At 32.4% G+C, this 12,513-nt stretch carries 12 protein-coding genes; 10 read left to right on the top strand and 2 right to left on the bottom strand.

Annotation, left to right across the window (positions count from 1 at the left end):
- Positions 1-293: 293 nt before the first annotated feature.
- The 5 genes from LPB88_RS10235 to LPB88_RS10215 are packed head-to-tail and all read left to right on the top strand — an operon-like array spanning position 294 to position 4,619.
- The gene (locus tag LPB88_RS10235; RefSeq protein WP_230715173.1) at positions 294-1,064 is read left to right on the top strand and encodes a DUF3108 domain-containing protein; all 771 of its coding nucleotides are present in this window, start codon (positions 294-296) and stop codon (positions 1,062-1,064) included.
- Positions 1,064-2,005, top strand: a complete 942-nt coding sequence (locus LPB88_RS10230) for a tryptophan 2,3-dioxygenase family protein (protein WP_230715172.1) — start codon at positions 1,064-1,066, stop codon at positions 2,003-2,005. Before LPB88_RS10235 ends, LPB88_RS10230 begins: the two co-directional genes overlap by 1 nt.
- A 21-nt stretch (positions 2,006-2,026) precedes the next feature.
- On the top strand, positions 2,027-3,247 hold the full coding sequence (locus LPB88_RS10225; RefSeq protein ID WP_230715171.1) for a peptidoglycan DD-metalloendopeptidase family protein: 1,221 nt from the start codon (positions 2,027-2,029) through the stop codon (positions 3,245-3,247).
- A gap of 33 nt (positions 3,248-3,280) precedes the next feature.
- Positions 3,281-3,952, top strand: coding sequence for a hypothetical protein (locus LPB88_RS10220; RefSeq protein WP_230715169.1), 672 nt, complete (start codon positions 3,281-3,283; stop codon positions 3,950-3,952).
- Positions 3,953-3,998: 46 nt separating this feature from the next.
- Complete coding sequence (locus LPB88_RS10215; protein ID WP_230715167.1) at positions 3,999-4,619, top strand: hypothetical protein; 621 nt, start codon at positions 3,999-4,001, stop codon at positions 4,617-4,619.
- 14 nt (positions 4,620-4,633) lie between these two features.
- Here the strand turns inward: LPB88_RS10215 and LPB88_RS10210 are convergent, their stop codons facing one another.
- Positions 4,634-5,479 carry an AraC family transcriptional regulator gene (locus tag LPB88_RS10210; RefSeq protein ID WP_230715166.1) on the bottom strand — a complete coding sequence of 282 codons (846 nt, stop codon included), beginning with the start codon at positions 5,477-5,479 and terminating at the stop codon, positions 4,634-4,636.
- A gap of 93 nt (positions 5,480-5,572) precedes the next feature.
- On the opposite strand from LPB88_RS10210, the gene LPB88_RS10205 reads away from it, so the two are divergent.
- Both LPB88_RS10205 and LPB88_RS10200 read left to right on the top strand, forming a co-directional pair.
- Entirely contained in the window at positions 5,573-6,133 is a 561-nt protein-coding gene (locus LPB88_RS10205; RefSeq protein ID WP_230715165.1) for a short chain dehydrogenase, read from the top strand.
- A 13-nt stretch (positions 6,134-6,146) separates the two neighbouring features.
- Complete coding sequence (locus tag LPB88_RS10200; RefSeq protein WP_230715164.1) at positions 6,147-6,650, top strand: lipocalin-like domain-containing protein; 504 nt, start codon at positions 6,147-6,149, stop codon at positions 6,648-6,650.
- 69 nt (positions 6,651-6,719) lie between these two features.
- On the opposite strand, the gene LPB88_RS10195 is transcribed toward LPB88_RS10200, so the two are convergent.
- Positions 6,720-7,076: a helix-turn-helix domain-containing protein gene (locus LPB88_RS10195; RefSeq protein WP_230715163.1), complete on the bottom strand. Its 357-nt coding sequence runs from the start codon at positions 7,074-7,076 to the stop codon at positions 6,720-6,722.
- Positions 7,077-7,167: 91 nt separating this feature from the next.
- On the opposite strand from LPB88_RS10195, the gene LPB88_RS10190 reads away from it, so the two are divergent.
- From LPB88_RS10190 to LPB88_RS10180, 3 genes are all read left to right on the top strand, one after another.
- On the top strand, positions 7,168-7,539 hold the full coding sequence (locus tag LPB88_RS10190; RefSeq protein WP_230715162.1) for a DoxX family protein: 372 nt from the start codon (positions 7,168-7,170) through the stop codon (positions 7,537-7,539).
- Positions 7,540-7,738: 199 nt separating this feature from the next.
- The gene (pgi, locus tag LPB88_RS10185) at positions 7,739-9,382 is read left to right on the top strand and encodes a glucose-6-phosphate isomerase (RefSeq protein WP_230715160.1); all 1,644 of its coding nucleotides are present in this window, start codon (positions 7,739-7,741) and stop codon (positions 9,380-9,382) included.
- 333 nt (positions 9,383-9,715) lie between these two features.
- Complete coding sequence (locus LPB88_RS10180; protein ID WP_370635830.1) at positions 9,716-12,505, top strand: TonB-dependent receptor; 2,790 nt, start codon at positions 9,716-9,718, stop codon at positions 12,503-12,505.
- Positions 12,506-12,513: the final 8 nt, after the last annotated feature.

Raw genomic sequence — 12,513 nt, 5'->3', positions numbered from 1 at the left:
AAAATAATTACATTATACAGAAGAATTCTCTGTAAAATGATGGTTTTTATGCAAATGTTATGTTAAACTTGCCTTTTGCCATTTCTTTATTGAACTTTCTGTATATCTTTGCACTCGCAAATCAAGAAGGGGTGGTTTCCTTCTGAATTGATATAAATTTCATAATTTATAGTTTTTTGGTTAGTTAATAGCATAAAAACTCAGTCATTTCTTGACTGAGTTTTTTTGTTTTGGTACATTTGGAATAGAATTTGCATTTATTTATCTTTATAATGAAATGTAAAAATTGTACTATGAAAAAACTAGTTCTACTTATATTAGTTCTCACGACACTTGCTTTCGACACTCAAAAAGAAGATGCTTTTGACACGGGCGAATACTTCAAATTCAGAATTCATTACGGAATTATTAACGCCGGATATGCTACTCTCGAAATAAAAGATGCGACTATAAACAACAAAAAAGTTTTTCATGCTGTGGGCAAAGGTTACACAACCGGAATGTCGAAGTTCTTTTTTAAAGTTGAAGATTTATACGAAAGTTACTTTGACAAAGAAAACGGAAACCCTTACCGCTATGTTAGAAAAATAGATGAAGGAGGTTATACAAAAAACCAGGAAGGTTTTTTTAATCAAAGCGAAAAAAGAGTTTTAGTAAAAGATTACAAACGTAAAACCGAAAAAACGATTTTTCTTACAGATAATGTACAAGATATTATTTCTTCATTTTATTATTTGCGAAATCATCCTAATATTGACAAACTGAAATCAGGCGAATCGATTACAATTGACATGTTTTTTGATGAAGAAATCACAAAATTTAAGTTAAAATATGTAGGCCGTCAAGATATTACAACTAAATTTGGCACCGTTTCTACGATGATCTTTAAACCACTTGTACAAACCGGAAGAGTCTTTAAAGAAAAAGAAAGCGTAACGCTCTGGATAACTGACGACGACAACAAAGTACCTATTAGAATCAAGGCAGATCTTGCGGTAGGATCACTTAAAGCAGATCTTGATGAATATAAAGGATTAAAAAATCCATTTAAAGTAAAAAAATAATGAATCCCACAGATAATTCTGAATCAATTTTAAAAGAACTTGACCTTAAATTTCAAGCTATAAATCAAAAAACTGATGTTCACTTAGAAGGTTTACTTTGGTCAAAACCAATTACGTATTGGGATTACATTCAAACTGACGCACTTTTAAATTTACAGATACAACGCACTACACTTCCTGACGAAATGGTTTTTATCATGTATCATCAGGTAAATGAATTAATCTTTAAAATGATTTTGTGGGAAATTGATCAAATTGCTGATACACAAAACATACAGGTTGATTTTTTCAGCGAAAGATTATCAAGAATCACTCGTTATTTTGACATGCTTACCAATTCGTTCAGCATTATGGAAAACGGAATGGAAGTAGATCAATACATGAAATTCAGAAATACTCTGACTCCGGCAAGTGGTTTTCAGAGCGCACAATATAGATTAATAGAATTTGCTTCGACAGATGTGATCAACTTAACAGATCGCAGATACAAAGCAAACTTTGACGAAAATACGGATCTGGAAACCAGCTTTGAACATTTATACTGGCAGGCTGCCGGAAAAGACTATCAAACAGGAGAAAAATCATATTTACTAAAGGAATTTGAAAACAAATATAAAGATCAGTTCCTACGACAAATAACTACTTTTAAAACCAAAAACATCTGGCAAAAATTTACTCAATTACCACAAGAAGATCAAAAAAATGCTGCACTAATTGAAGCAATGCGTCATTATGACAAAACTGTAAACATTACCTGGGTAATGCAACACCTTAATACTGCAAGAAAATACATCTTAGAAAGCGGAAAAGGTAATGGCGAAGCTACTGGTGGCAGCGATTGGCAAAAATATATGCATCCAAAATACCAAAGACGCATCTTTTTTCCTAAATTGTGGACCGAAGAAGAATTGTCCAATTGGGGAAATGAAACAACCGATTAATTTCCCAAAAAATTTAAAAGTTTGAAAAAAGCATTCGTATTTATAATCTTAATATTCTCCATATTTTCGTGCAATAAAACCGAGGAAAAAGTAGAAACTAAAATTAGTAAACCAAAGACTAAAAAAGTAGAATTTGGCTTTAATTACGCTGACTTTAATATTGTAAATGATACTATAAAAAAAGGAGACTCTTTTGGTTCTATCATACAGGGTCAAAATATTGGAGACAAAAAAGTCTATGATATTGTTGAGCAGGTAAAAGATTCTTTTGATGTTAGATCAATTCGATACAACAAACCTTACACAATTCTTCGTTCTAAAAATAAAACAAACAAAATACAGGTTTTTATTTACCAACCAGATGCGTTATCGTATTATGTAGTTGACCTTAGAGATAGTATTGCAAAAGCTTACAAAAAAATAAAACCGGTTACATTAAAGCGCAAAATTATTGGTGGCGTATTAAAAACCTCACTATCCGAAACATTAGGAGATGAAGATGTAGAAACAGCACTCGCTAGCCGAATTACTAAAGTATTCTCTTGGTCAATTGACTTCTTTAAACTTAAAAAAGGAGATCGTTACGGATTAATTTTTACCGAACGTTTTATCAACGGCAAAACTTATGATGGTGTTGAAGATCTTGAAGCTGCATTTTTTGAATATAAAGGAAAAATCGTTTATGCCTTTCCGTTTGAAAAAGATACTACTTCGGGAAAAATAGAATATTATGATGATGAAGGAAAAACGCTGAAAAACTTTTTCTTAAAAACACCTATCAAGTTCAGCCGAATCACATCAAGATTTACAGCAAACAGATTTCACCCGGTACAACATACCTGGAAAGCACACAAAGGAACTGATTATGCTGCTCCAACCGGAACTCCAATTTCAACAACTGCTTCAGGAATTGTAGAAGCAACCGGATATACGGCAGGAAACGGAAACTTTGTAAAAGTAAAACACAACGGAACCTACTCTACTCAATATTTACACATGTCCAGAATTTTGGTTCGCCGCGGACAACGTGTAACTCAAGGACAAACTATTGGATTAGTGGGCAGCACCGGACTTGCAACCGGGCCTCACGTTTGTTACCGTTTCTGGAAAAATGGCATTCAGGTTGATGCGCTTCGACTTAACTTACCAACTGGAGAATCTTTAACCGGATCTGACAGAACCCGTTTCTTAAAACAAATGGAACCTTTAAAAAGAGAATTGGATAGTATTGGGAATTTATAGAATCATTTTATCCAAAAAATCAATAATAAATCTATGATTGAAAATTTTATTGCTTTCCGAAGTTTCCCAACATTAAATCAGGCCAAAGAGCTTCAATTATTATTAAATAAAAACAATATTAAAACCGTTTTAGGCGATAATATTCCTCCTCTTGATGTAAATTTCTCCGGAAGCACTTTACAAAATCAATATGAAATAAAAATTGATCCATTAGATTTTGAAAATGCTCAAGCGATTCTTGAAAAAGATACTGAAAATCTTCTTGACACAATAGACAGAGATTATTATTTACTGAGTTTCACAAATGAAGAATTATATGAAATTCTTTTAAATTCTGACGAATGGAATGTTTTTGATTATAAACTGGCGCAAAAACTTTTAACGGATAGAGGAAAAACTATCGATTCAGAAATGCTGACTTCTTTAAAAAAGGAACGCTTAAAAATCTTAGCCAAACCAGAAGAAAACCAAAAACCCTGGATTATTGCCGGATATACATTTGCACTTTTAGGCGGCGGAATTGGAATTGTCATTGGATATTCTTTATGGAGATCAAAAAAAACACTTCCAAATGGAGAAAGAGTTTATTCTTATAATGCTGAAGACAGAAAAAATGGACTAAGAATATTTTTAATTAGTATTATTGTTTTTCCATTGACATTTATATTAAAATTTTTATTTAATACAGGAATATTAGACTCCTAAAACTTTTCAGAACAAGAAAATAATATAATTAAACAATCTGTAAAACATGAAAAACACGCGCATTAAAGATATTCTTGATGAAACTTTTTCAGACTTAAAACTATTTTACAGAGACACTAATCTTCCTGAAGATTTAATTACACATTACAAAATTGGGCAAATAATTAAAGAAAGAGGCTTTACTGATATGAGTTATATTGGCGGAGGTCTTTCTGGAAATTTGAGATATTTAATTGCAAGTTCTGAAGCTCGGGATTTATCTAAATTTAATCCTAATTCAGTCAAAAATGGACATTCACTTTTGGATGACAATTCCTTTTTTAAAGTATTAGACATTCAGAAAATTAAAAACAAGACACAGATTTTCCTTCTAAACATACCCGGAAATTCGCTTCCGCTTTTTAAAAACTCCACTTCAAATCTTGAAGAAGAAATCACAGAAAAAGCCAGACGAAAATTTATTGATAAAATCGATTCGGTCTTAATCCCGGAATTGCAAACTGAAGATTGGAAAGAAAGAACAAAGCTTCCACTTGGAATGAATGAGATTGGTGAACTATTTTTTGATGATTCAACTATAAAAACGGAAGAACCAAAAAGAATTGAAATCAATAAAGCTGAGAAAAAAATCGAAATCAACAAAAAACCCTGGTGGAAAATTTGGTAATTTTTAAAACATCATCATTTAGAATACTGCTTCCTAAATTCTGACGGATTGATTCCTTTATGTTTTCTAAATACTTTATTCAAATGACTTTCGTCTGAAAAATGCAATTCATCTGCAATTTCATTGATACGCATATCACTGTTTAAAAGTCTGGCTTCGATTAATCTTAATTTATAATTTGAAATGTATTCCTGAAGTGTTTCGCCAGTTTGTTTCTTAAAATACTTCCCTAAATAATGAAGTGAAATATTAAAATGTTCACTTATTACATTCGCTTTCAACTGCTTTGGATCATAAATATTCTCCTGAATATAATGCAATATTTCAAGAACCATCTCTCCGGTTGTTTCTTTAATATTCTTCGGAAGTTTTAAAGCAATATTTCTTGCAACGACAGTAATAATTGCATTAACAATTTGCTCCGTAATTTTTTGGTGGTAAATCTGCTGATTGCTTTGTTCGTTAATAATACTTTCAACAAGTGATCCAATTAAAGGTTTGTCAATTCTATTTTTGAGAATACATCCCGGACGATGACTTGCATTTTGAAGAATATATTCCATTCGCAACACCGTTTCACTTTGTCCGTTTTGAGAATTTGCCTTGATATAATATTCGTTAAACCGCAGAAAAAAGAATTTCGTTGGCGTTGAAATTTCAAACGAATGAACATCTTGCGGTGTTACCAGAAACAGATTCCCTTTTCGGTACTGAAATTTATTATTGTTTATAATCTGAGTTCCGGTTCCGTCGACAATATAAATCAATTCAAAGAAATTGTTTCTCCGATTTGTTTTCGGAAACTGTTCCAATTCCTTAAAATCAACTTCAAAAGGATGATATAAATTATTATTTGTCATACTGCTAAAATACAATTTTAGTACCAATTAGTACAATTTTAAGCGAAAGCTAATCTCCTAATTTTGTTTCAGATAACAACTAAAAATTACAAAATGAAAATATTATTAATTGGTGCAAACGGAACAATTGGCAAAATACTCGAGCCAGATTTGGCAAAAAATCATGAAATTATTTCGGCCGGAAGAAACAGCGGCGATTTTAGAATCGATTTATCGGATTCAAATTCGATAGAAAAATTATTCAAAGAAATTAAAAACATTGACGCTTGTATCTGTGTTGCCGGAGATTGCTACACGGGAGATTTACTTTCGCTTGACGAAGAAAAAATAAACATTGGCATTAAAAATAAATTGCTTGGACAAATAAATCTGGTTCTAATTGGGCAAAAATACTTAAACGACAATGGATCATTTACACTAACTTCTGGTAAAATGGGAGATAAACCGGTAAAGAATAATACCGCAAAAGCAATTGTAAATGGCGGAATTAACAGTTTTGTGCTTTCGGCTTCTCTTGAATTAGAAAGAGGAATTAGAATAAATGCTATTAGTCCCGGAAAAGTTTCAGACATTCCTTTTGAAGTCTTAATTAACGCTTATTCAAAAAGTATCAATGAACCAATAAATGGAGAAATTATTAAAGTAAACTATTAAAATTTAAAAAAAAATGAAAAATTCAACTGCTATTCTATTCTTGCTTTTAGTTGTTAATTCAGCTATTGCTCAAAAGCCAAAACAGACAATGAAAACAGAATTTTTAGGTTCCTGGACTCTAGTTTCTGTTGAAAATACAGATTCAAATGGTACCAAAACATTTCCATACGCAACAAATCCAAGAGGTACTTTATTTTTTGACGAAAAGGGCAATTATGCCATTCAGATTTATAAGAATGAAAGAGCCAAAATAGTTTCGGGAGATAAAAACAAATGCACTCCTGAAGAAAATGCAGCGATCGTGCAGGGAAGTAATTCGCATTTTGGCAAATATGAAATTAATGATATTGACAAAACTATTATTTTCAAAATAGAAACGGCATCATTTCCAAATTGGGAACAGACAGAACAAAAACGCTCCTATACGTACATCAACAATCTATTAGAATATGTTGTTGTTAATACCACACAAGGCGGAAAATCTGTTACGGCAAAAGTTGTCTGGAAAAAACTATAATCACAAAACCAGTTGAAAAACTGGTTTTTGTACTTTTTGATCGAAAATTTGGTGAGATTTAAAACAAAATCACTTTGCAACATTCGTTTCTCCCCACGAATCCATCAAAAATAAAATTTCTTTAAGAGAACGACCAAGATCTGTTAATTCATATTCAACTTTTGGAGGAACCTGATGGTGCACTATCCGATTCACCAAATTATCTTTTTCCAACTCCTTCAATTTTGCAATAAGCATTCGTTCAGAAACTCCAACAAGTCTGTTTTTTAACTCACTATATCTAAGCTTCTCTTCATTTAAAAGAAACGTTAGAATATTTATTTTCCATCTTCCACCAATCATTGCTAAAGTAAATGCAATCCCGCAGTTTTCTTTCCAATAAATCTCATTTAGACTATTTGTCGAATTTTCCTTTCTAATATCCATACTTACTATTTTGTTTGTACCATACAATTATGTATGTATCTATATTATTGCAAGTTAACAAATATCTTTGTTATAATAAAAAATTAGAAAAATGGAAACAATTAAAACAGCAATTCATTGGTTAAGTTATGCATATTACCTGTACATATTCGGATATGCTTCACTCTTTAAAGTCTTTCAAAAAAATTCTATGATGCAAAGCATGCTTTCTTTAGGATTTAACAAAACGTGGACAATTATAATAGGCGTTTTAGAATTATTTGGCGTTATACTTATCGTAATTGGAATCTTTCAACCGCAATATAAAAATGCCGGAATCTTATTTCTACTACCATTTGCAATTGGAGCATTCACTACACACATGGCGCATCAGGAATACAATCATTTTTACCATTCTTTAATTGTGTGCATTTTAACAGTCGTTGTATTAGCAACAGATAAATCTTTTAGAATAATACTATAAAAATTCAGCTTCAATTTGTTTATCAAAGTAAAAAAGTCAAATCATCAAAATCTATATAATTGTCGATGAAGATATTCAGTTCTAAATCACAAAAAACGTTTTCGTAACTAATTGTTATATAATTGTGAAGCTTAAAGCTATTAAAAGTTATTTCAGTATTTTTGTGTTTTAATAACCAAATTTTCAATTAAAATAAAAAATGGCTTTAAACACAACAAACCCAACCGGGACTGAAGCGTGGAAAAATCTGCAAAACCACTATAACGCAATTCACGAAACTACGATACAAGAATTGTTTCAACAAGATAATGCTCGTGTTGAAAAATTCAATTTACAATGGAATGACTTTTTAGTAGACTATTCTAAAAACAATGTTAGCCAGGAAACCATCTCTCTTTTATTAGAATTAGCCAATTCAATTGGATTAAAAGATGCGATAGCGCAATATTTTGGTGGAGAAATCATCAACCAAACAGAAAACAGAGCTGTTTTACACACGGCTTTGCGTGCACCGGAATCGGCAGTTATAAAAGTTGATGGTGAAAATGTAATTCCAGAAGTTTACGAAGTAAAAAACAAAATCAAAAAATTCAGCAGTGAAGTTATTTCCGGAGAAAGAAAAGGTTTCACCGGAAAAGCTTTTACTGATGTTGTAAATATCGGAATTGGTGGTTCAGATCTTGGACCTGTTATGGCTGTTGAAGCTTTGCAATTCTACAAAAATCAATTAAACTTACATTTTGTTTCTAATGTTGATGGTGATCACGTTAACGAAGTAATCAAAAAATTGAATCCTGAAACGACTCTTTTCTTGATTGTTTCTAAAACTTTTACGACTCAGGAAACTTTATCAAATTCTGAAACTATAAAAGAATGGTTCTTGAAATCAGCTTCTCAAGAAGATATTGCAAAACATTTTGTGGCGGTTTCGACAAATATCCAGAAAGTAACAGAATTCGGAATTAATCCGGACAATGTTTTCCCAATGTGGGACTGGGTTGGAGGAAGATTCTCTTTGTGGAGCGCTGTTGGATTAAGCATTAGTTTAGCTATTGGTTTTGATAATTATAATGAATTATTGAAAGGTGCAAATGAAATGGACGAACATTTCAAATCGGCTGAATTTGATGAAAATATTCCAGTAATCCTGGCTTTATTAAGCGTTTGGTATAACAATTTCTTTGGTGCCGAAAGTGAAGCTTTGATCCCTTACACACAATATCTACAAAAACTAGCTCCATATTTGCAACAAGCAACTATGGAAAGTAACGGAAAAAGTGTTGGTCGTGACGGAAAACCAGTAAACTACCAAACTGGAACTATTATTTGGGGAGAACCAGGAACAAATTCGCAACATGCCTTTTTTCAATTGATTCACCAAGGAACAAAATTAATCCCGACTGATTTTATTGGATTCGTAAAACCTTTATACGGAAACGAAGATCATCATGATAAATTGATGTCTAACTTTTTTGCTCAGACTGAAGCTTTAATGAATGGAAAAACTGCGGCACAAGTTCAGGCAGAATTTGACAAACAAGGACTTTCTGCAGAAAAAGCATCTTATTTATTGCCCTTTAAAGTTTTTACAGGAAACAAGCCAACAAACACAATTTTGATTCAAAAACTGACTCCAAAAAGTTTAGGTTCTCTAATTGCTTTATACGAACATAAGATTTTTGTTCAGGGTGTTATTTGGAACATTTTTAGTTTTGATCAATGGGGAGTTGAATTAGGAAAACAACTTGCAAACTCTATTCTGGACGAAATAAACACAAAAACGGTTAAGAATCATGACAGTTCGACTTCATTTTTACTAAATCACTTTTTAAAACACAAATAAAAACTTTCGCAAGAACGTTTTCTTAACAAACTGAAACGCCTTAATTTAACGCAAATTAAGGCGTTTTTTTCGTATAAATACACCATTTCAATTATCTAAAACACCCATAATTGCCAGTTTAGACCTACAACACAGGTTATATTATTACGATTTTAACAAAAAACACATCTTAAAATTCAAAAAAAGATTATTTTTTTTACTTAAAATAGAAGAAACCATTTTAATACGCAACACAATAGACAAAACTAGTTTTTCTTAACATTTTGATAACATTATCTGATTTTAATGTTATAATTTTGCCAAAAACAATAAACTAAATAACAAATGAAGACAATGAAAAATTGGTTACTTACTGGACTGTTGTTCATGATAGTTTCGACCGCATTTTCTCAAGGAAAAATTTCCGGTATTATTACCGACGGTGTGGCTTCACTACCGGGAGCAAACGTTGCGATCAAAGGATCCTCGGTTGCTACTTCTACAGATTTTGATGGTAAATTTACTATCGATGCTACAACTAGCACAGGAGAAATCGTTATTTCTTACTTAGGTTACGAAAATCAAACTATCAAATTTACAGCATCAAAAGGTGCAACTACAAATTTAGGAAAGATAGTTTTAGTATCTAATTCTAACGAATTAAGTGAAATTGTGGTTAAAAGTAGCGTAGTGGATATTGCAAAAGACAGAAAAACTCCTGTTGCAGTTTCTACAATTAAAGCTGCTGAAATTCAAGAAAAATTAGGTTCTCAGGAGTTTCCAGAGATCTTAAAAAGTACACCTTCTGTGTATGCTTCAAAAGCAGGTGGTGGATACGGAGATTCAAGAATTGCTATTCGTGGATTTGACCAAAAAAACATTGCTGTTATGGTTAACGGTGTGCCGATTAACGACATGGAAAACAGTGCTGTATTCTGGAGTAACTGGGCTGGTATCTCTGATGTAACTTCTGCAATGCAAGTACAAAGAGGTTTAGGAGCTTCAAAATTGGCTATTTCTTCTGTTGGAGGAACTATCAACATTGTTACAAAATCTTCTGATGTAAAAGAAGGTGGTTCAATTTCTTCTAGTTTTGGTAATAACAACTACTTAAAAGCGCAAGCTTCTTACAGTACTGGATTAATGAAAAACGGACTTTCTGCTTCTGTATTATTTAGCAGAACTGAAGGAGACGGATATGTTGACGGAACTAAATTTGAAGGATACAACTATTTCATGGCTTTTGGATACAAAATCAATGACAAACATAGTTTAGAATTTACATTTACAGGAGCGCCTCAATGGCACGATCAAAGAACTACTTCTCCTCTTTTAAGTGATTTCTTAAAATACGGAAGTGACGGTAAAACACCAAATGTCAAATACAACTCTGATTGGGGAATGAAAAATGGTGAGGAATATAATTTAAGAACAAATTATTACCATAAACCTGTAATGTCTCTTAACTGGGATTATAACATCAACGAGACTACGAAATTATCTACAGTAGTTTACGCTTCATGGGGACGTGGAGGAGGAACTTCATCAAATGGTGGTATTAGAGGTGACAATCCATACTCTACTAACAACAAGTTAAGAACAGCTGATGGTCTTGTTAATTTTGATTTAATTCAAAATTGGAACACAGGTCAAGCAACAACTTTAGGAACAAGAGTTCCTGTAAATGGTCAGTACGAAAATAGTGCTGATACTGGAAGTAACAGAGTTAATGGCGCAACAGTTATCAATAACACAGCAGGTATTTCTCAAATTGCTTCTGTAAACTCTCACAACTGGTACGGAACTGTTATCAACTTAGATAAAAAACTTACTGATAACTTAACTTTAGATTTTGGAGTTGAAGGAAGAATGTACCAAGGTATTCACTTTCAAAACTTAATTGATTTATTTGGAGCTGATGTTTACAAAAACACTGCTAACAAAAACAATAACCCTGAATATTTCAGCACAACTTATGCTGCAAGACCAAGTGGAAACCCATTTATTAGTACAGATTACCAAGACAGAATTAACTACTGGAATGACAGTAAAGTAAACTACTACGGAGCTTTTACTCAATTAGAGTACAGTATTGGTAACTTGACTGCTTTCTTACAAGGAGCTGTATCTCAACAACAATACAAAAGAATTGACCACATGAAGTATCTTGCTTCAGATCCTCTTTCTGATACTGACTTTGAAAACATTACAGGTGGAGATGTTAAAGCTGGAGCAAACTACAACATTAATGACCACCATAATGTATTTGTAAACGCTGGTTATTACTCAAAACAACCGTTTTTCAATGCAGTATACCCAAACAATGCTTCAATAGTAAACCCGAATCTTACAAACGAAAAAATAAAAGCAATCGAACTTGGTTATGGCTTCCGTTCAGGAATCTTCAATGCTAACTTAAATGCTTATTATACTACTTGGGATGACAGATTTACAACTGCACTTGATCAAGCAGCAACTAATCCTAGCGGATATTACACTTTCCAAGGTGTTAATGAAATACACAAAGGTATTGAGTTAGATGTTACAGCTAAACCAATTGACAAGTTAAAATTAAACGGGATGATCTCTGTTGGTGACTGGACATATAAAGGTAATGCTACAAGTAGTCGTTTTGATGTTAGTAATAATCCAATTAGCGGAGATCAACCTTTATACCTTGATGGTGTAAAAGTTGGAAACAATGCTCAAACTACAATGGCGGTTGGAGCAGCTTACGAAATCTTAAACGGTCTTAATGTTGATGCAAACCTTAACTACTCAGAAAAATTATACGGAAATATCGATGTATCTAAATTTGCTGCTGTAGACAACAAAGGTGCTATGGAATTACCTGGTTTTGCAACTACAGATGCTGGTGTATCTTACAAATGGAATATTGCTCCAAAATTAGGTGCATTAAACTTTAGACTTAACGTGAACAACGTTTTTGATAAAATCTTCATCAACGAATCATTCACAAATATTTTTGCAGATGATAATCTTCCTGTTGCAACTGGACAACCAGCTGGCTCAAAAGGAACTTATGCTTCTAATGGACAACTTTACAACGGAGTTGCTACTGCAAACAAAGTTTACTTCGGTTACGGAAGAACTTGGAACTTTAGCTTACGTTACGATTTCTAAGAATTTAG

The organism is Flavobacterium sp. JAS (assembly GCF_020991455.1).
Lineage (GTDB): Bacteria > Bacteroidota > Bacteroidia > Flavobacteriales > Flavobacteriaceae > Flavobacterium.
This window is presented reverse-complemented; position numbering and strand designations above follow the sequence as displayed.